The sequence below is a fragment of the Pseudoxanthomonas winnipegensis genome, assembly GCF_004283755.1.
In the GTDB taxonomy this organism is placed as follows: domain Bacteria; phylum Pseudomonadota; class Gammaproteobacteria; order Xanthomonadales; family Xanthomonadaceae; genus Pseudoxanthomonas_A; species Pseudoxanthomonas_A winnipegensis.
Genome location: NZ_SHMH01000008.1, coordinates 50874 through 68116, shown reverse-complemented (window position 1 = coordinate 68116; position 17243 = coordinate 50874). Strand labels below are relative to the sequence as shown.

At 70.5% G+C, this 17243-nt stretch carries 21 protein-coding genes, 2 tRNA genes and 1 other RNA gene; 6 read left to right on the top strand and 18 right to left on the bottom strand.

All coding sequences use genetic code 11. The annotated features are described in order from the left end of the window. The first annotated feature begins 8 nt into the window (after window positions 1-8). A complete protein-coding gene (locus EAT51_RS15655; protein ID WP_228257970.1) occupies window positions 9-1976 on the top strand; it encodes a transglutaminase TgpA family protein in 1968 nt (655 codons plus the stop codon). A 26-nt stretch (window positions 1977-2002) separates the two neighbouring features. Next, window positions 2003-2530 carry a Slp family lipoprotein gene (locus EAT51_RS15650; RefSeq protein WP_130520067.1) on the top strand — a complete coding sequence of 176 codons (528 nt, stop codon included), beginning with the start codon at window positions 2003-2005 and terminating at the stop codon, window positions 2528-2530. A 586-nt stretch (window positions 2531-3116) separates the two neighbouring features. On the opposite strand, the gene EAT51_RS15645 is transcribed toward EAT51_RS15650, so the two are convergent. The 4 genes from EAT51_RS15645 to dnaX form a co-directional block, all read right to left on the bottom strand. After that, the gene (locus EAT51_RS15645; protein ID WP_130520065.1) at window positions 3117-3473 is read right to left on the bottom strand and encodes a histidine triad nucleotide-binding protein; all 357 of its coding nucleotides are present in this window, start codon (window positions 3471-3473) and stop codon (window positions 3117-3119) included. 108 nt (window positions 3474-3581) lie between these two features. Further along, window positions 3582-4178 carry a recombination mediator RecR gene (gene recR / locus EAT51_RS15640; RefSeq protein ID WP_130520064.1) on the bottom strand — a complete coding sequence of 199 codons (597 nt, stop codon included), beginning with the start codon at window positions 4176-4178 and terminating at the stop codon, window positions 3582-3584. An 89-nt stretch (window positions 4179-4267) separates the two neighbouring features. Further along, the gene (locus EAT51_RS15635) at window positions 4268-4588 is read right to left on the bottom strand and encodes a YbaB/EbfC family nucleoid-associated protein (protein WP_130520062.1); all 321 of its coding nucleotides are present in this window, start codon (window positions 4586-4588) and stop codon (window positions 4268-4270) included. A gap of 7 nt (window positions 4589-4595) precedes the next feature. Next, window positions 4596-6458, bottom strand: a complete 1863-nt coding sequence (dnaX, locus tag EAT51_RS15630) for a DNA polymerase III subunit gamma/tau (protein WP_130520060.1) — start codon at window positions 6456-6458, stop codon at window positions 4596-4598. Window positions 6459-6636: 178 nt separating this feature from the next. Between dnaX and EAT51_RS15625 the strand changes: the two genes are divergently transcribed. Together EAT51_RS15625 and ffs are read left to right on the top strand one after the other, a co-directional pair. Next, window positions 6637-6729 (top strand) — tRNA-Ser (locus EAT51_RS15625). A 75-nt stretch (window positions 6730-6804) separates the two neighbouring features. Then, window positions 6805-6901: signal recognition particle sRNA small type (gene ffs, locus EAT51_RS15620), an RNA gene on the top strand. Here ffs and EAT51_RS15615 read toward each other — a convergent pair. The 9 genes from EAT51_RS15615 to EAT51_RS15575 all read right to left on the bottom strand — a co-directional run bounded on the left by EAT51_RS15615 (window position 6888) and on the right by EAT51_RS15575 (window position 12502). Then, complete coding sequence (locus tag EAT51_RS15615; RefSeq protein WP_205953589.1) at window positions 6888-7388, bottom strand: GNAT family N-acetyltransferase; 501 nt, start codon at window positions 7386-7388, stop codon at window positions 6888-6890. The two genes, ffs and EAT51_RS15615, sit on opposite strands and share 14 nt — an antisense overlap. A gap of 142 nt (window positions 7389-7530) precedes the next feature. Then, window positions 7531-8385: a helix-turn-helix domain-containing protein gene (locus tag EAT51_RS15610; protein WP_130520058.1), complete on the bottom strand. Its 855-nt coding sequence runs from the start codon at window positions 8383-8385 to the stop codon at window positions 7531-7533. Further along, complete coding sequence (locus EAT51_RS15605) at window positions 8382-8822, bottom strand: molybdenum cofactor biosynthesis protein MoaE (RefSeq protein ID WP_130520056.1); 441 nt, start codon at window positions 8820-8822, stop codon at window positions 8382-8384. The genes EAT51_RS15610 and EAT51_RS15605 overlap by 4 nt, the downstream gene beginning before the upstream one ends. Window positions 8823-8824: 2 nt before the next feature. Then, a complete protein-coding gene (locus EAT51_RS15600; protein WP_130561810.1) occupies window positions 8825-9067 on the bottom strand; it encodes a MoaD/ThiS family protein in 243 nt (80 codons plus the stop codon). Then, window positions 9064-9552, bottom strand: coding sequence for a cyclic pyranopterin monophosphate synthase MoaC (gene moaC, locus EAT51_RS15595; RefSeq protein WP_130561809.1), 489 nt, complete (start codon window positions 9550-9552; stop codon window positions 9064-9066). Before moaC ends, EAT51_RS15600 begins: the two co-directional genes overlap by 4 nt. A 25-nt stretch (window positions 9553-9577) precedes the next feature. After that, complete coding sequence (locus tag EAT51_RS15590) at window positions 9578-9958, bottom strand: nuclear transport factor 2 family protein (RefSeq protein WP_228257964.1); 381 nt, start codon at window positions 9956-9958, stop codon at window positions 9578-9580. Window positions 9959-9961: 3 nt separating this feature from the next. Then, a complete protein-coding gene (gene moaA / locus EAT51_RS15585) occupies window positions 9962-10987 on the bottom strand; it encodes a GTP 3',8-cyclase MoaA (protein WP_130561808.1) in 1026 nt (341 codons plus the stop codon). A gap of 1 nt (window position 10988) precedes the next feature. Continuing rightward, window positions 10989-11744 (bottom strand): MBL fold metallo-hydrolase, encoded by a 756-nt coding sequence (locus tag EAT51_RS15580; protein WP_130534571.1) that lies wholly within the window; start codon window positions 11742-11744, stop codon window positions 10989-10991. An 8-nt stretch (window positions 11745-11752) separates the two neighbouring features. Next, window positions 11753-12502: a 3-deoxy-D-manno-octulosonic acid kinase gene (locus EAT51_RS15575; protein WP_130523513.1), complete on the bottom strand. Its 750-nt coding sequence runs from the start codon at window positions 12500-12502 to the stop codon at window positions 11753-11755. Window positions 12503-12520: 18 nt separating this feature from the next. Between EAT51_RS15575 and EAT51_RS15570 the strand changes: the two genes are divergently transcribed. Further along, on the top strand, window positions 12521-13564 hold the full coding sequence (locus EAT51_RS15570; protein WP_130561807.1) for a glycosyltransferase family 9 protein: 1044 nt from the start codon (window positions 12521-12523) through the stop codon (window positions 13562-13564). 58 nt (window positions 13565-13622) lie between these two features. Here EAT51_RS15570 and EAT51_RS15565 read toward each other — a convergent pair whose 3' ends face one another. Both EAT51_RS15565 and EAT51_RS15560 read right to left on the bottom strand, forming a co-directional pair. Continuing rightward, entirely contained in the window at window positions 13623-14030 is a 408-nt protein-coding gene (locus EAT51_RS15565; protein ID WP_130529152.1) for a DUF6165 family protein, read from the bottom strand. 111 nt (window positions 14031-14141) lie between these two features. After that, a tRNA-Ser gene (locus EAT51_RS15560) sits at window positions 14142-14231 on the bottom strand. 208 nt (window positions 14232-14439) lie between these two features. Between EAT51_RS15560 and EAT51_RS15555 the strand changes: the two genes are divergently transcribed. Continuing rightward, window positions 14440-15144, top strand: a complete 705-nt coding sequence (locus tag EAT51_RS15555; protein ID WP_130520013.1) for a PP2C family protein-serine/threonine phosphatase — start codon at window positions 14440-14442, stop codon at window positions 15142-15144. A gap of 326 nt (window positions 15145-15470) precedes the next feature. Here EAT51_RS15555 and dnaQ read toward each other — a convergent pair whose 3' ends face one another. From dnaQ to rnhA, 3 genes are read right to left on the bottom strand one after another with little or no spacing between them, the layout of a single operon-like run. Further along, on the bottom strand, window positions 15471-16226 hold the full coding sequence (dnaQ, locus tag EAT51_RS15550) for a DNA polymerase III subunit epsilon (protein WP_130520011.1): 756 nt from the start codon (window positions 16224-16226) through the stop codon (window positions 15471-15473). 3 nt (window positions 16227-16229) lie between these two features. Then, complete coding sequence (locus EAT51_RS15545) at window positions 16230-16781, bottom strand: GNAT family N-acetyltransferase (RefSeq protein ID WP_165421867.1); 552 nt, start codon at window positions 16779-16781, stop codon at window positions 16230-16232. After that, on the bottom strand, window positions 16778-17227 hold the full coding sequence (rnhA, locus tag EAT51_RS15540; RefSeq protein ID WP_130520007.1) for a ribonuclease HI: 450 nt from the start codon (window positions 17225-17227) through the stop codon (window positions 16778-16780). Before rnhA ends, EAT51_RS15545 begins: the two co-directional genes overlap by 4 nt. Window positions 17228-17243 lie beyond the last annotated feature (16 nt).

The following is a 17243-nucleotide window of genomic DNA, read 5'->3' as shown; positions in this document are numbered from 1 at the left end:
GCCGCCGCGTGCGCGCCGATTCGCCCGCGCTGGACGCACGCAGCCGACTGTGGACGCTGGCCTCGGCCGGCTTCGGCCTGCTGCCGCTGCTGCTGCAGCTGCCAGGCGGCACGGCGCTGGCGATCGGGGCGATCGGCGTGCTCAGCGCGGGCGCCTCGTGGAAGCGGCGCATCCCGCTGCCGCTGCGCGTGCTGCTGGCGCTGGCGGCGCTGGCCGCGGTGCTGTGGTCGGCCGGACCGCGCGTCGGCCGCGATACCGGCTGCGCGCTCCTGGCAGCGATGCTGGCGATCAAGCCCACCGAGACCACCACGCTGCGCGATGGCCGCAGCCTGGTGGGCTTTGCGCTGTTCGCGCCGTTCGCCGCGTTCCTGCTCGATCAGGGTCCGCTGACGATGGCGCTGGGGCTGGTCTCGGTGCTGTGCGCGCTGGTGGCCATGCTGCGCCTGGCCGCGCTGGAGTCCGGCCTGCTCGACGCCAGCGGCGCCAGCGCGGCGCGCATCAGCCCCTGGCAGCTCGGCCGGCTTGTGTTGATGGGCTTGCCGCTGGTCCTGCTGACGTTCTGGCTGTTCCCGCGCCTGGGCAGCCCGCTGTGGGGCCTGCCCGACCGCGCGGTCGGCCGGCCAGGCCTGTCCGACGACATGCGGCCGGGCGAGTGGATCGACCTGTTGGCCGACGACACGCCGGCCGCGCGCGTGACCTTCTTCGGCGCCACGCCGCCGCCTTCGCAGATGTACTGGCGCGGGCCGGTGCTGGACGACTTCGACGGCCGCGTGTGGCGCCGCGGCTGGAGCGGTGGGCGCGCGCCGGCCGAGGTGCCGCGTCAGGGTCCGCGCTACGAATATCAACTCGACTACGAACCCACCGACCGTAGCCAGCTCATCGCGCTGGACCTACCCTTCGCGGCGCCCGAAGGCGCGCGGCTGTCGGCCGACTACGAACTGAGCGCGCAGCGCCCGCTGGCCTCGCTGACGCGCTGGCGCATGCAGGGCCAGGCGCCGGCGCGCTTCGATGCGCAGCTGCCGCCGCAGGCGCTGCAGCGCGATCTGCGCCTGCCGCCGGGGCTCAATCCCCGCACGGTCGCGCTGGGCCGGCAGTGGCGCGGCGAAGCCGGTGCCAACGGCGATGCGGCCATCGTCCAGCGCGCGCTGACCTGGATCCGCAAGGACTTCGGCTACACGCTGGACATCCCGTTGCCGGGACGCGACATGGCCGACGAGTTCCTGTTCCAGACCAGGCAGGGCTTCTGCGAGCAGTTCAGTTCGTCCTTCGTGATCCTGATGCGTGCGGCCGGCATTCCCGCGCGGGTGGTCACCGGTTACGTGGGCGGGGTGCGCAATCCGTTCGGCGGCGGCTACTGGATCCTGCGCCGCCAGGACGCGCACGCCTGGGCCGAGGTGTGGCTGCCGCAGCGCGGCTGGGTGCGGGTGGACCCCACCGCCGCGGTGGCGCCCGAGCGCATCTACGACACGTTGGACGACCGTGCCCAGGCCGGTGGCGACGGGGGCGAGAGCCTGCTCGGCCTGAGCCGCTACGCGCAGGTCAGCGACTGGCTGCGTCGCGGCTGGAACGATCTGGTGCTGGGCTTCGATGTCGAGCGCCAGCGCCGGCTGCTGCAGCCCTTCGGCATCGAGCGCCTGGACGAAGGGCGCCTGGGCCTGCTGTTCGCGCTGGCCGGCGGTGGCACGCTGCTGGGCATGGCCTGGCTGCTGGCGCGCGGCGAACGCGAGCGCGATCCGCTGCTGCGGCAGTGGCATGCGCTGGGGCGGCGCTATCGCCGCTTCGATCTGGCGCCCCGCGCGGACGAGCCGGCGCAGCGCTGGGCGCAGCGTGTGGCGGGCGTGCGACGCGACGCCACCGCAGCGCACAAAAACGAGGAACTCATCTCACTCAGCCAGCGTTTCGCACAGGCACGCTACGCTGCCGATCACGCGGACGTCCGGGCGCTGATACGCGATCTTCGCCGGCACCGTCCGTGATCCATTCCGAGGCCCGTATGAAGCGCATGTCTTTTCTCCGTCCGCTGGCCGTGACCGGCCTTGCGATCGCCCTAGGCGCCTGCGCGACCGCGCCCAAGCCGCTGCAGGGTCAGTTCCCCGGTGTGACGCCGCGCGATGCGGTGGTCGGCGTGCAGACCGGCGCGCAGGTGCGCTGGGGTGGCCGCATCGTCGAGACCAAGCCGGGTGCGAATAGCACGTGCTTTGAGATGATCTCCGCGCCGCTCAGCGCCACCGGCCGTCCGCAGAGCGATACGCCGGATGCCACCGATGGGCGCTTCATCGCCTGCCGCGCGGGCTTCTACGATCCGGCGATCTTCTCCAAGGGCCGTGAGGTGACCTTCGTCGGTCGCGTGTCCGGCACCGAGACCACGCGCATCGGCGAGTACGACTACCGCCTGCCCAAGGTCGACGCCGATGTGGTCTATCTGTGGCCGAAGGTGCGCGAGGTGCAGGTGCGCCCGTATCCGTACTACGACCCGTTCTGGGGTCCTGGCCCGGGCTGGGGCTGGGGTCCGCGCTGGGGCTGGTGGTAAGTCTGTTCCAGTAGCTGCTTAGTAAAGAAAAGGCCGGCGATTGCCGGCCTTTTCTTTGAAGTGCTTCTGCCTATCAATCGATCGCTGGCGTGGGCATCGGCTTCCTTCCCCGCTGGTCGCGCCCTCGCCCGCCGGCCCGCTGCCGCGCGCGTCATGCCCAAGCACTTCGGGTCGAAAGCAAGGCTTTGGTGGAAGATGAGTTGATCCATCTGCTGCCAGGGCCTCGATCCGAGCGGCTCTGCGGAACGAGCAAGTCGCCGCGTTCGTGTAGAGCGGAGCTTGCTCCGCTGCCTTCCGGCCGGATCATCGGGAAAGCCTGAGCGGAGCAAGCTCCGCTCTACAGGTGGGAGCCGACCTTGTCGCCTGTTTGGCCGATGGCGGCGATGGCGCTTTCCCGGTAGCGCCTCATCGCCCGCCCAAGGGCCAGCGAGGGATGACTGACGAGCCGATGAGCCATGCGCGGCCGGGTCGAGGCGGGTTGGCGAAGCGAGTTCACCGCTGCCGCACGCATGCCATCCCAATGGTTCACGCCCTGCACTCCGGCGAAAAGCCGTTCCAACCGCCCGCGTGGGCAGTCCCGCGGGCTTCAGCCGCCCGGCGCGCCGAAGTGGCCCAGCGCCGCGCCGGCCAGCAGGTGCAGGTGGATGTGATAGACGGTCTGCCCGGCATCGTCGCGGCAGTTCATGACCACGCGATAGCCCTTGTCAGCGAAGCCTTCCTGGCGGGCGTAATGCGCCGCGGCCAGCACCAGCTTGCCCACCAGCGTGGCCTGGTCCGGCGTCAGGTCGTCCAGCGTGGGCACGTGCACCTGCTTGGGAATGAACAGCACGTGCACCGGCGCCTGTGGCGCGATGTCCTTGAAGCCCAGCACCTCATCGTCCTCATAGACGATGGTGGCCGGGATCTCGCGCCGGATGATCTTGCCGAAGATGGTGTCGTTCATTGGAGGAGTGAGCGCAGTGAAGTCAGGAGTGGGAAGAGCTTAGCGCGATGCGCAAGAAGGGAGTTCCGGCTTGCGCTCACTGCTCACTTCTCTCCACTCACGCCTACCTCAACTCATCTCGCTGCGCGAACCGAACGCGTGCGAGAGCGTGCCGCGATCGACGTACTCCAGCTCCCCACCCAGCGGCACGCCGTGCGCCAGGCGCATCGGCTTGACGTCCGCCTGGCGCGCCAGCTGCGCCAGATAGTGCGCGGTGGCCTCGCCTTCGACGGTGGGATTGGTGGCGATGATCAGTTCGGCGACCTCGCCCTGGGCCAGGCGCTGGGACAGCTGTTCCAGGCCGAGCTCGCGCGGGCCGATGCCGTCCAGCGGCGAGAGCCGGCCCTGCAGGATGAAGTACAGGCCGCGATAGCCGGTGGCCTGTTCGATGGCCAATCGGTCGGCTGGGGATTCGACCACGCACAGCTGGTGGCGGTCGCGGCTGGGGCTGGCGCAGATGGCGCACAGCGGGCCTTCGGTGAAGTCGCGGCACTGCTGGCAGTGGCCGATGTGCTCCATGGCCTCGGCCAGCGCGGACGACAGCCGGCGGCCGCCGGCGCGATCGCGCTCCAGCAGCTGGTAGGCCATGCGCTGGGCGCTCTTGCTGCCCACGCCGGGCAGGACCTTGAGCGCGTCGATGAGCTGTTCGAGCAGCGAGGAAGTCAAAGGAGATGGGGCCGGGGATCAGGGACCAGAGGCCAGGGAAAACGCAGGGACATACCGGCCCCTGGTCCCTGGCCTCTGGCCCCTGCACTTCAGAACGGCAGCTTCATGCCGGGCGGCAGCTGCATGCCGGCGGTGGCCGAGCCCATGCGCGTCTTGGATTCGGCGTCGATCTTGTTGGAGGCGTCGTTGAACGCCGCGGCGATCAGGTCCTCGAGCATTTCCGCATCGGACAGCAGGGTCGGGTCGATGCGCACCTTGCGGCACTCCTTGGCGCCGGTCAGCGTCACGCTGACCATGTTGCCGCCGGCGTTGCCGGTGACTTCCAGCTTGGCCAGCTCTTCCTGCGCCTTCTGCAGGTTTTCCTGCATCTTCTGCGCCTGCTGCATGAGTTGGGCGATGTTTCCACGCATGGTCTGGTTACTCGTCGAAAGGTCGGATGGAATCGGGCACCACGCGCGCGCCGTGCTGCTGGATCAGCCGCTGCACGTCGGGGTGGTTCATGAACTGTTCTTCGGCCGAGGCGCGGCGCGCGTCCTGCTGGCGCGCATCGCGCATGGCCAGCGTCTCGGCGCCTTCGCCGGCGACCACGCCGGTGTCGAACACGATCTTGGGCACGCGCCCCAGCGAGGCGGACAGCGCATCGGCCAGGTCGCCCACCGAGCGCTCGGTGCGCAGATAGTCCAGGCCGGGCGCCAGGGACAGGCGCAGCACCGCATCGCCGTAGCTGGCGAAGGCGACGTTGGCGGCGAGCTGGCGCGAAGGCCCGCTCAGCTTGGCCGAGGCGACCAGCGCCAGCCAGTGATCGGTATCGGCGATGCCGTCGCTGGTCGGCGGCGGCGCAGACGGCGCGCGTGCGGGTGCGGCAGGCGCGGCGATGGCGGCCGGGGCTGCCTGCACCGGCTCGGCGACGCTAATCTTCTGCGCCGGCACTTCCCACGGCGGGACGTCGTCCATGGCTGGTGCTGGTGCCGGCGTTGGCGCGGCATGGACCGCAGGCGCAGCGGCGAAAGGCGCGGGTTCCGGCTCGCTCACCACCGATGGCTTCGGCGCGGGCGCGGGCACGGGTTCGACCGGCGCATGCGGGGCCGTCGCCATCTCCGGCATCAGCGGAGCCGCGGCGGCGCGTCCGCTTGCAGTCTCGTCCACGGTGCCCGCGGTCGGCTTGGCCGGTGCGGCGGAGGCCGGCGCGACATCACCGGCTCCGGCCGGACGGAAGGCCAGCATGCGCAGCAGGCTCATTTCGAACCCGGCGCGCGGGCTCGGTGCCAGGTAGAGATCGCGGCGACCGTTGAGCGCCATCTGGTACCAGAGCTGCACCACTTCCGGGCGCAAGCGCTGGGCGAAGCCTTCGGCGTCGACGCCTTCGGCCTCGATCGCCACGCCCGGCACCAGCTGGCGCACCTGGATGCGATGCAGCGCCTCGGCGAAGGCCTCCAGCACCCCGCCCCAGTCCGGCGAGAACTCGGCCAGGGTGGCGATGGTGGCCATCAGCCGCGCGCCGTCGCCGTCGGCCAGCGCATCGAGCAGCGCGCCGACCTGGGTGCGGTCGACCGTGCCCAGCATGGTGCGCACGCCGGCATCGCTCAGTTCGCCGGCGGTGTAGGCGATGGCCTGGTCCAGCAGCGACAGACCATCGCGCAACGAGCCATCGGCGGCCTTGGCGATCTGGCGCACCGCGCCGTCCTCCGAGGGGATCTGCTCGGCGCCGAGGATCTTGGTGATCTGCCCGCCGATCTGCGCCTCGTCCAGGCGCTTGAGGTTGAACTGCAGGCAGCGGCTGAGCACGGTCACCGGCAGCTTCTGCGGATCGGTGGTGGCCAGCAGGAACTTCACGTGCTCCGGCGGCTCCTCCAGCGTCTTGAGCAGCGCATTGAACGCCGCCTTGGACAGCATGTGCACTTCGTCGATCAGATAGACCTTGAACTTGCCGCGGCTGGGCATGTACTGGGCGTTCTCGATCACCTCGCGCACATCGTCCACGCCGGTGTTGGAGGCCGCGTCGATCTCCAGCAGGTCGATATAGCGCCCGGCGTCGATGTCCAGGCAGGCCGCGCACTGGCCGCACGGATCGGCGCTGGTGCCGGTCTCGCAGTTCAGCGACTTGGCGAAGATGCGCGCGATGGTGGTCTTGCCCACCCCGCGCGTGCCGGTGAACAGGAAGGCGTGGTGGATGCGGCCGCTATCGAGCGCGTTGGACAGCGCACGCACCACGTGCTCCTGACCGACCAGTTCGGCGAAACGCTTCGGGCGCCACTTGCGGGCCAGGACGAGGTAGGACATGCGGTCATTGTGCCGCGCCAGGGGGGGCGTTCCAAGGACGAACGTAGGGAAGCGACCCTCCAGCGTCCCGGCATGAACGGCCCGTCGCACAGGACAGGTCCGCGGGACTCGCAATAAATCCGGCGCGCGGCTAGAATCTGCGCCCCTGAGCGCGGCCCCGCGGCCGTGTTCAGGTCCCGGAGAGGTGTCCGAGTGGTTGAAGGAGCACGCCTGGAAAGTGTGTAAGCGTCTAAACCGCGCTTCGGGGGTTCGAATCCCCCTCTCTCCGCCAGTTACAGGTCATCGCCTCCAACGATGACGCAACGCACCCGGGCCGCGCGATGCGCGGCCCGCGTCCATGGTGGCCCCGTCGGCCCCTCGCGACGCTAGGTCGAAAATCCCGCCAGGGCCGGAAGGCAGCAACGGTATCGACTGACGCGGGCGCCGAGGTCAGCCGGCGGGGCCGCCACCTTTTTCCAGCCCCGCGATCTGCGCATCGGACAACGCCGGGCGCGACAGGACGGTGGACGTCTCGATCTGTCGCTGCGGCACGTTCCAGTACCCCCGCAGCAACGGGGCGATGCGCGCGTCCGGCACGCTGGCAAAGCCATTGCGTCGATAGAAGCCGATGGCCCAATGCGCCGCCGCCCAGGTCCCGACCAGGATCACCGCGTGCGCATGCGCGTCGCACAGCCGCTCGAGCAGGGCCGAACCCACGCCGTGCCCTTGGTAGCCAGGCAGCACGTAGGCATGGCGGATCAGACACACGTCGCCGAACCGCTCCATGCCCATGATGCCCACCAGCGCACCGTCCAGCGCGATGCCGCTGAACTGCACGCCGCGCGCCATTTCCTCACTCAACGCCGCGCGCGACATGTAAGGGGCATGCCAGCAGTCGGGCGGGATCACGCCTTGGTAGGCGACAGCGGCGCGGTTGACGATGTCCAGCATGGCGTCCAGGTCGGCGCGCAGGCAGGGGCGGACGTGCATGGGGGATTGGGCATACGGAGCGTCGGACATGGTGAGGACTCGGTGTCGAAGGACACGGTCAGGATGTCCGGGGCAGCGGCCTCGGGTCTTGGACGATCTTGCATCAGCGCCGCACGGCGAGCGCCCGCGCGAAGGCGCCGGGCGTGAAGCCGAACTGGCGGACGAACGCGCGGTGGAAGTGGCTCTGGTCGCTGAACCCGGCCGCCACCGCAGCCTCGGCCAAGGGCACACCGGCACGGACGGCGGCACGTGCATGCTCGAGCCTGCGCAAGGTGAGATAGGCGTGCGGCGTCAGCCCGGTCGATCGCTGGAATCCCCGCAGTGTCTGGTAGCGGCTCAGACCTGCCTCCCGGGACAGGCTTTCCAGCGAGTGCGTGGAGAGCGGCATGTCATCCAGCAGTTGACGCACGCGTGCCAGACGCGCCGGCAGGGGTGCAGGGCCCGGCTCGCGCACGGCAAGCAAGGCCGCCAGGACGGGCAACAGGCGCGCCTGCTGATGATCGCCGGAGGAGTCGGGGTCGATCGCGGCCCGGTACAGCGCCGCGACCAGCCGTGCCAACCGGGGACGGGCCAAAACCGGGGCGAGGAATTCCGAATCCGTCCTCAGGTCCGTGCGCAGATCCTCGACCAGCACGCTGAGCGTCTCCGGTGAGAAATACAGCATCGACCAGGTGCGCCTCTCACCGATCGGCGCACCGTCGTGCACCTCGCCGGGATTGACGGTGATGACATCGCCCGCCCGTGCCTCGACCTGACCACGTCCGCTCCAGGAGACCTGCGCGCCGGAGGTGAGCAGGCCGATGCCGAAGGCGTCATGGGCATGCCGTGGGAAGCGGTGGCCGGAACACGCCTCGACCGCCATGCTCCCCGGCAACCAGGTTCCTCGCGCGACGAATCCGGCGCCTTCGGCCCGCCGCGAGCGCAATGCACCGCGCGAAGAGCCGAGCGCCTGGTTCATCTCTTGGCCGCGCCGCGATCCGCATGCGGATGCAGCCAGCTCTGCGCGCCGTCGAGATAGCGCTCCTGCTTCCAGATGGGCACGCGTGCCTTGGTCTCATCGATGATCCAGCGGCAGGCGGCGAAGGCGCCGTCGCGGTGGCCGGCCGACACGCCGACCCAGACCGCCATCTCGCCCACGGCCAGCTCGCCGACGCGATGCACGCAGCGCGCGTCGACGATGGCGAACCGCGTCAGCGCCTCATCGAGGATCTTCTCGCCCTCGACGCGCGCCAGCTCGGCATAGGCCTCGTAGTGCAGGCCCGACACGCCCTGCCCTTCGTTGTGGTCGCGCACCCAGCCTTCGAAGCTGGCGAAGGCGCCGGCGCGCGCGCTCAGCAGCTGCGTGCGCAGCGGCGCAGGCTCGATCGGCTGGTCGGTGATGTCGAAGCGGGTCATCCTCAGCCTCCGCTGACCGGCGGGATAAAGGCGATGTGCGCGCCTTCGGCGATCGCATCGTCCCAGCGCGCGAAGGCGCCGCCCTGGGCCACACGCAGATGCGCCGGTTCCCAGGCGAAGCCATGGCGCTGCTTCAGCTCGGCATACAGGCCGGCCAGGTCCGAGGCCGTGGTCTGCACGCTTTCGCGCTCCACGCCGGCGGCCTGGCGCAGGCTGGCGAAGTACAGCACCTGCACGCCGGTCATGCCGACACCCCGAAGTCGCGCTTGCCGCCATGCTTGCCCAGCAGCCGCGCCGGGCCCAGCACGATGGCGTGCGAGAGCGCCTTGCACATGTCGTAGACCGTCAGCGCCGCGACGGTGGCACCGGTCATCGCCTCCATCTCCACGCCGGTGCGATGGGTGGTACGCACGCTGCATTCGATGCGCAGCGTGTCGGCGTCGTGCCAGTCGATGGCCAGCCGGCAGCCGTCGATGGGCAGCGGATGGCAGAACGGGATCAGCTCGTGGGTGCGCTTGACCGCCATGGTGCCGGCGATCACCGCGGTCTCGACGATGCCGCCCTTGGCGCTGCGCAGCGCATCGCGGCGCAGCTGATCGGCGACCTCGCGCGGGAACGCCACCAGGCATTCGGCCGTGGCCTGGCGCGCGGTGACGGCCTTGCCCGAGACATCGACCATGGCCGGCTGGCCGGAGGCATCCAGATGGGTAAGCGTGCGCGGTGCATTCATCGCGCAAGCGTAGTGCAAGTCGCGCTCAGCCGGCGTCTAGAGCGTCCGGCAGCGGCGTACCCTGGTGGAACACCATGCGCCAACCCGCCGTCTCCTGACGCCAGAGCGAGCTGCGCCGGGCCAGGCGCACGCCAGCGGCATCCTCGCGTCGGGAGACGTAGCGCAGCTGGGCCAGCCCCGGCGCCAGTTCGACGCATTCGAAGGCGTCGGCGCTGTAGCGGGTCTCGTCGGATTCCTGCGCCAGTTCGGCCATGATGTCCTGGCGCGTGTAGTGCCGGCCCGAGGCGCCGAACTCGACGAAGTCCTCGGCCAGCAGCACCTGCAGGCGCGCGGCGCTGGCACGCACCTGGGCCGTGAGCAGCGCGCGCTCCTGCGCGATCAACCAGGTGCGCAACGCGGCGTCCACGCATCAGCCTCCGATCAGGAACATCTCCACGCGCTTGCGCGGCGGCTGGACCGGCTGGCCGCGCAGCTCGCTGTAACGATCCGCACGGCGCGACCACAGCCCGGCCAGGCGCTCGGCCAGCGGCAGCTCGCCCTGGGCCAGGCTCGGGCGCAGGTCGGTGGAGGCGCCGGAGAACAGGCAGGTGTAGAGCCGGCCATCGGCCGAGACGCGCGCGCGCTGGCAATCGCCGCAGAAAGGCGCGCTGACCGAGGACACGAAGCCGATCTCGCCGCCGCCATCCTCGAAGGCATGGCGCACCGCGACTTCGCCGCGGTAGTGCGCATCCAGCGCATGCAGCGGCCAGCGCGCGTGGATGGCGTCGCGCAGCTCGCGCGAGGTCACCACCTGGGCCGCGCGCCAGTCGTTGCAGGTGCCCACGTCCATGAATTCGATGAAACGCAGCACGTGGCCGCTGCCGCGGAAGTGTTCGACTAGCGGCAGCACCTGATCCTCGTTGACGCCGCGCTGGACCACGCAGTTGAGCTTGAGGCTGGCAAAGCCGGCCGCATGCGCGGCGTCGATGCCGCGCAGCACCGTGGCGATGTCGCCGCGTCCGCCGGACATCTGCGCGAAGCGCTGCGGATCCAGCGCGTCCAGGCTGACCGTGATGCGATGCAGGCCGGCATCGCGCAGCGCCTGGGCATGGCGTGCGAGCAGGGCGCCGTTGGTGGTCAGCGCCAGGTCGTCGATGCCGGGAACGCGCGCCAGCCGCGCGATCAGCGCCGGCAGGTCCTTGCGCAGCAGCGGCTCGCCGCCGGTGATGCGCAGCTTGTTCACGCCCACCCGCGCAAAGCCGCGCACCAGCGTCTCGATCTGGTCGAAGGACAGGCGCGAGGCCGCGTCCAGTCCGTAGTCGTCGGGGACCTTGTCGGCCGGCATGCAGTAGCCGCAGCGGAAGTTGCAGGCCTCAATCACCGACAGGCGCAGATCGCGCAGCGGCCGGCCGCGCTGGTCCAGCGGCAGTTCCGGCGTGCGTGGCAAGGCGTTCATGTCAGGACGGCAAGGGGCCTGGGATCGGGTCCGGCAACGCTAACACCTGCCCCGGCAAGGCGACGCGATGGCCGCGCCCGGCCAGGGCGCGCGCGTCCTCGGCGCTGGCGTGGTGGTAGAGCACGCAGCGCGCCAGCAGCGCGCGCGGGTACTCGCGCTCCAGGTCCTCGATGCCGCTGTGCGAGGGATTGCCGTGCAGCGCGCAGTCGTGGGCGATCAGCTCGCCGGCGTCGGCGTACTGCGCCAGCATCTCCGGAATCGGCCGGGTATCGCCGGTCCACACCAGCGCGCCGGGCAGGCGCAGGCCGAAGGCCGTCTGCGGCCAGTGGTGGCGCACCGGGAACGCCTCCAGCCGCACCCCGTCGTGCCAGAACGCCTCGCCCACCGGCACCAGGCGGAAGGCGTCCCAGAAGTTCGCCCCGCCCTCGGCCAGGACGTTGGGATACTCGGCCACGCGCTGGTGCAGCAGCGGCACGACCGGCGCGGGCACGTACAGCCGCACCTGCCCGCGCCGCGCCGGATCGAAATAGGCGCTGCCGAACAGGCGCTCGAAACCGCCGACATGGTCCAGGTGCGTATGGGTGACGAACACCGCCGACGGCGCCTGCCCGTACTGGCGGATGTAGGCGTCCAGGCCCTCGCTGCCGCAGTCGATGGTCAGCCACGGCGCGCCATCGCGCTCGATGGTCGCCATCGCCGAGCCCAGCTCGACCGCCGAGGCATTGCCCACGCCCTGAAAACGCAGCGACCAGCGCATGTCGGCCCTCAGAAGCCCCGTTCCCAGGCGCGGTCATAGGCCTTGCGCAGGCGCGCGAAGTCCTCCTGCACCTGCTGGCTGCTGCGCTGCCCGCGCAGTTTCATCAGCGAGCGCAGCAATCGGGCCAGGTTGGCCTCGCGCCAGCGCGTGGCCGGGATGCGCAGCACGCCGCGGTCGAAGTCGATCAGCCAGCCGCGCCCCTGCGCATCGAACAGGATGTTGTGCGCGTTGAGGTCGGCATGGTCCAGGCCGGCGCGGTGGAAGCGCGCGATCAGGCGCCCGGTTTCCTCCAGCGGGGCGCTCTGCCCGGCCACCTGGTAGCGGTCGGCCAGCGAGCGCACGTCGGCCAGGCGTTCCATCAGGATCGCGGCGCGGTAGGTCAGGCCCTGGCGCAGATAGCGGGCCACGAACGGCTGCGGCACCGGCAGGCGCATGCGGTGCAGGGCGCGGGTCAGGCGGAACTCGGCGAAGCTGCGTGTGCGGTTGGCGCCGCGCCACAGGTAGCGATCGCTGCTGACGCTGGCGGCCAGGCCGCCGCGCTTGTACTGGCGCAGCAGGCTCTGCCCGAACGGCGCATCGACGAACCAGGCCCCGCCGCGGCCGCCGCTGTCCACCGGCCGGGCCTGGTCGCCCCAGTGCGCGGGGTCAAGCCATTCGGGCTGCGCTTGCCGCAGGCGCTGGCGGTCGAACAGAATCGCCCCGTCACCGCGCGCATCGCGGTACGGCATCAGCACTTCCGTCGCGTCAAAAGCGGCCATCGCGCGAGTCTAACAATTTTGTCCAACGCCCCTGAGTCCCTGTGCCTGCTGCGCCTGTCCGCGCTGGGCGATGTCACCCACGTGGTGCCGCTGGTGCGCACGCTGCAGCGCGCCTGGCCGCAGCTGACGCTGGACTGGATCATCGATGGCGGCGGGCGCAAGCTGCTCGACGGCCTGCCGGGGGTGCGCTTCCACGTCTACGACAAGAAGACCGGGCTGGCCGGCGTGCGCGCCCTGCGCGCCACCCTGCCCGGCCGCTTCGACGTGCTGCTGCAGATGCAGGTCGCGCTGCGCGCCAATGTGCTGTCGGCCTTCGTCCCCGCGCGCCGCCGGATCGGCTACGACCGCAGCCGCTCCAAGGATCTGCATGGCCTGTTCGTCAACGAGCGCATCGCCGACCGGCCGGGCATCCATGTCCTGGATGCCATCGGCAGCTTCTGCGAACCGCTGGGCCTGCGCCAGGACGTGGTGACCTGGGACCTGCCGGTCCCGCCCGAGGCCTGGGACTGGGCCCGCGCGCAGTGGCCGGACGATGGCCGACGCGTGCTGATGATCTCGCCCTGCTCCAGCCATGTGCGCCGCAACTGGTATGCCGACCGCTACGCGGCGCTGGCCGACCACGCCATCGCCCAGGGCTGGCGCGTGGTGCTGTGCGGCGGGCGCAGCGCGCTGGAGCGGCAGACCGCCGACGCCATCGCCGCGCAGATGCGCGGCCCGGTGCTGGACCTGGTCGGCAAGGACACGCTCAAGCAGCTGCCGGCGCTGCTGGCCCGCGCCGACCTGGTGGTCACCCCCGACTCGGGCCCCATGCACATCGCCAACGCCATGGGCACCAAGGTGCTGGGCCTGCATGCGGCTAGCAACCCGCGCCGCAGCGGGCCGTACTCGGATGTGCGCTACTGCGTGGACCGCTACGACGCCGCGGCGCGGCGCTACCTGCACAAGCCGGCGAGCGAGCTGAAATGGGGCACCAAGATCGAGTTCGACGAGGTGATGGCGCTGGTCACCGTCGACGACGCGATCGCCGCCTTCGAGCACTATCGCGCCGACACGGCGGGCTGATCGAAACGGACGCGGCGGCCGCGCAGGCCGCCGTCACGCCCACTGCCCCGGCGACGCGTCAGGGCGCGGCGCCGCTGCCGTAGTCCTCGTAGGACTTCTCCTCGACATAGGCCGAGCCCAGCGCCAGGTTGATGTCCTTCTTGATCCGCGCGCGGGTGTCGTTCTCGAAGTAGACGCTGCGCGCCAGGCGGATGAACTCCTCGTCGAAGGCCTGCGCCTTCTCCTTGAGCCGGATGTCGTCCTCGATCACCCACAGCCGCTCGTTGACCGCCTTGAGCTCGGCGCGCAGGCGGGCGATGTCCTGCACCGCCGCCGGATGGGCCATCCAGGTCTGCTCCAGCGCCGAGAGCTCCTTGCGCACGTTGGCCAGCTTGGCCGCGTCGGTCATGCGCTCGGACTTGATCTGCAGGATCGAGATCTTGTCCAGCAGCTCGCCGAAGGAGACCGGAGTGAGGATTTCGGACATGGCGCACCATCGCGATGAAAGGCCGCAAGTGTACCGGCGTCGCCGTGGGCGCGAGGCCACGCAGCGCAGGGCGGACAAGCAAACGGCCCCATCGGGGCCGTTTGCGGAACATGGCGGAGAGGGTGGGATTCGAACCCACGGTACGCTTACACGTACGCCTGATTTCGAGTCAGGTACATTCGACCACTCTGCCACCTCTCCGGGTGTCGCACCGCCTGTGGGCGGTCCCCGGGGGTCGATCCGGGGTTGCGCATGATACGGGCCGCGCCGGCCCGGGACAAGCACCACGCGGCGGGGCGCCGGACCGGATGTTGGCGGACGCCGCCGATGCACTGCAGCTTGTCCCCTGTCCGCTTCGACGCGATCATGGCGTTCATTTTTCAATGCAACCGGGGACGTCAGGCGCCACATGATCGAGTTCGGACACCTCAGCCACGTCGGCCTGCGGCGCGCCCTGAACGAAGACACCTATTACGGCGACAGCGCGCTCGGCCTGTGGCTGGTCGCCGACGGCATGGGCGGCCACGCCTGCGGTGAAGTCGCCAGCGCCCTGGCGCGCGAGACCATCGTGCGCGAGATCAACGCCGGCGCCGCGCTCGGCCAGGCCATCCGCGTGGCCGACGAGGAAATCATCCGCACCTCGCGCCGGCGCAACGACTCCCTGCCGATGGGCACCACCGTGGTGGCCGCGCGCGTGCAGGGCAACCGCTTCGAGGTGGCCTGGGTCGGCGACAGCCGCGCCTACCTGTGGCGCGACGGCCAGCTGGCCCAGCTCAGCCAGGACCACAGCTACGTGCAGGAACTGATCGCCCAGGGCGCGCTGACCAGCGAGCAGGCGCGCTCGCATCCGCATCGCAACGTGGTCACCCAGGCGCTGGGGGTGACAGACCCGGCGCAGCTCAACGTCGAGACGCTGACCGGCGAGTTCCGCCCGGGCATGCAGCTGCTGCTGTGCAGCGATGGCCTGACCGAGGAAGTGGACGACCGCGGCATCGCCGCGATCCTGCGCCAGGACGACTGCAGCGCGCAGGAATGCGTGGACGCGCTGATCGCCGCCGCGCTCGACGGCGGCGGCTCGGACAACGTCACCGCGATCCTGGTGCGCTGCGGCTGAGCTGGGCGAGGCAGCACCGGCCGGGCCTGGCGTCTCGCTGCGCGTCCTGGACTTTGAAGTGAGGCGCAGCCGCCTCAGGAAGTTCCGCCTCTCCGCCGTGCCTCGCAGGAGCGGCCGCGCATTTCGAGCCACCCAAGCGCCCACCCACCGCCGTCATTCCCGCGAAGGCGGGAATCCAGTGGCTTTCACCTGCAGCGCCACAGGCGCTGGGCTTTCGCGGGAATGACGGAAGGGTTGGTCCTCTCTACGTTTGGACCTGCAGACCCGCCTCGAGGCAAGACCCGCCTCGAGGCATTCGCCGCCCTGCCCCAGGCCTCCCAGCCCCCTCAGGCGACCGCAGCGGCCTCGGCGTTGGCCGGCGCCGGCGGCGCCTCGATCAGATCCCACAGGCACGGTCCGCCGGCCTTGGCGCGCAGCTTCTCCAGGCGCTTGGCGTGCGCCTCCAGCTCACCCGCGGTCGGCGTCACCCGCGCGCGCAGGCCGACATTGCTGGCATCGAAGGCGTGCACCACCGGCGCGGCATGCCCGCCGCCCTCGTCGAAGCTGCCGAAGCCGATCTCCTCCTGCCCCGAGGTCAGCGCGATGTAGACATCGGCCAGGATCTGCGCGTCGAGCAGGCCGCCGTGCAGGTGGCGGTGGGTGTTGTCCACCCCCAGGCGCTTGCACAGCGCATCGAGCGAGTTGCGCTGGCCCGGGTAGCGCTCGCGCGCCATGGCCAGGGTGTCCACCACGGTGCAGTAGTCGGTGAAGCGGCCGTACTGCGCGCCGAGCCGCGCCAGCTCGCTGTCCAGGAAGCCCACGTCGAACGAGGCGTTGTGGATGATCACCTCGGCGCCGCGCACGTAGTCGAGGAACTCCTCGACGATCTCCTCGAACGCCGGCTTGTCGGCCAGGAACTCCAGCGTCAGCCCGGTCACTTCCTGGGCGCCGGGTTCGAACTCGCAATCGGGCCTGAGGTACTTGTGGAAGTTGTGGCCGCTGGGGCGGCGCTCGATCAACTCGACCGCGCCGATCTCGACGACGCGGTTGCCCTTCTTCCATTCCAGGCCGGTGGTTTCGGTGTCCAGGATGATCTGGCGCATGGCCTAGCGGTCCTCGTGCAGCGTGATGGAGAACTGCCGCAGCGGATGGTCCAGGCCGGGCAGCTGGGCCATTGTCTCAAACACGAAGCCCAGGCGGTCCATCACCGTCAGCGATGCGGTGTTGGTGGGATTGACCAGCGCCAGCACGCGCGGCAGGCGCAGCACGTCGCGCGCGTGGTCCAGCACCGCGCGCGCGGCCTCGGTGGCGTAGCCCTTGCCGCGCGCCTCGGGCAGCAGCGCATAGCCCAGGTCCGGCGCGGGCAGATATTCGCGCGTGACCAGGCCGGCCTGGCCGATGTCGCGGCCGCTCGCGGTTTCCACCACCCGGCACAGGCCCAGGCCGTTGGCAGCGCGATACGCCAGCGGCCCGCGCCGCACCGCCTCGCGTGCCGTGGCCAGGTCGCGCACGCCGGCGTCGCGGACCTGGGCGATGAAGTCGGCATCGTTGAGCACGGCCAGCATCAGCGCCGCATCGCGCTCGCTGTCGGTGGGCAGGTGCAGGGTCACGCGCGCGCTGCGCAGCGCCGACGCCTGCTCGGGCGAGGAGGCACTCACGCCGCCGCGCCGTCGCGCACGGCGATGGCCGCGTTGCGCGCCAGCACGTCCACGCGCTCGTTGTCGGCGTCGCCCGAATGGCCCTTCACCCAGCGCCAGTCGATCTGATGGCGCTGGGTGGCCGCGTGCAGGCGCTCCCACAGCTCGCGGTTCTTGACCGCGCCACCAGCGGCGGTCTTCCACTGCTTGCGGATCCAGCCGGGCATCCATTCGGTGATGCCCTGGCGCACGTACTGCGAGTCGGTGATCAGGATCACCTGGCAGGGCTCGGTCAGAGCCTCCAGCGCCATGATCGCGGCCATCAGCTCCATGCGGTTGTTGGTGGTATGCGCCTCGCCGCCGAACAGCTCGCGTTCGATGCGGCCGTAGCGCAGCAGCGCGGCCCAGCCGCCGGGCCCGGGATTGCCCAGGCACGAGCCGTCGGAATGGATGGTGATCTGTTTCATGGAGCGGTCCGTAGGA

What these genes read in the sequence shown, in the direction of transcription:
- moaA (WP_130561808.1), bottom strand. Translation starts at nt 10,987, where the DNA reads ATGAACGCCTTGCCACGCACGCCGGAACTGCCGCTGGACCAGCGCGGC.
- EAT51_RS15575 (WP_130523513.1), bottom strand. Translation starts at nt 12,502, where the DNA reads ATGGCCGCTTTTGACGCGACGGAAGTGCTGATGCCGTACCGCGATGCG.
- EAT51_RS15635 (WP_130520062.1), bottom strand. Translation starts at nt 4,588, where the DNA reads ATGCGTGGAAACATCGCCCAACTCATGCAGCAGGCGCAGAAGATGCAG.
- EAT51_RS15650 (WP_130520067.1), top strand. Translation starts at nt 2,003, where the DNA reads ATGTCTTTTCTCCGTCCGCTGGCCGTGACCGGCCTTGCGATCGCCCTA.
- EAT51_RS15615 (WP_205953589.1), bottom strand. Translation starts at nt 7,388, where the DNA reads ATGCTGGACATCGTCAACCGCGCCGCTGTCGCCTACCAAGGCGTGATC.
- EAT51_RS15600 (WP_130561810.1), bottom strand. Translation starts at nt 9,067, where the DNA reads ATGACCGGCGTGCAGGTGCTGTACTTCGCCAGCCTGCGCCAGGCCGCC.
- dnaX (WP_130520060.1), bottom strand. Translation starts at nt 6,458, where the DNA reads ATGTCCTACCTCGTCCTGGCCCGCAAGTGGCGCCCGAAGCGTTTCGCC.
- EAT51_RS15605 (WP_130520056.1), bottom strand. Translation starts at nt 8,822, where the DNA reads ATGACCCGCTTCGACATCACCGACCAGCCGATCGAGCCTGCGCCGCTG.
- dnaQ (WP_130520011.1), bottom strand. Translation starts at nt 16,226, where the DNA reads ATGCGCCAGATCATCCTGGACACCGAAACCACCGGCCTGGAATGGAAG.
- EAT51_RS15565 (WP_130529152.1), bottom strand. Translation starts at nt 14,030, where the DNA reads ATGTCCGAAATCCTCACTCCGGTCTCCTTCGGCGAGCTGCTGGACAAG.
- EAT51_RS15555 (WP_130520013.1), top strand. Translation starts at nt 14,440, where the DNA reads ATGATCGAGTTCGGACACCTCAGCCACGTCGGCCTGCGGCGCGCCCTG.
- EAT51_RS15580 (WP_130534571.1), bottom strand. Translation starts at nt 11,744, where the DNA reads ATGCGCTGGTCGCTGCGTTTTCAGGGCGTGGGCAATGCCTCGGCGGTC.
- moaC (WP_130561809.1), bottom strand. Translation starts at nt 9,552, where the DNA reads ATGAATGCACCGCGCACGCTTACCCATCTGGATGCCTCCGGCCAGCCG.
- EAT51_RS15645 (WP_130520065.1), bottom strand. Translation starts at nt 3,473, where the DNA reads ATGAACGACACCATCTTCGGCAAGATCATCCGGCGCGAGATCCCGGCC.
- EAT51_RS15610 (WP_130520058.1), bottom strand. Translation starts at nt 8,385, where the DNA reads ATGAACCAGGCGCTCGGCTCTTCGCGCGGTGCATTGCGCTCGCGGCGG.
- rnhA (WP_130520007.1), bottom strand. Translation starts at nt 17,227, where the DNA reads ATGAAACAGATCACCATCCATTCCGACGGCTCGTGCCTGGGCAATCCC.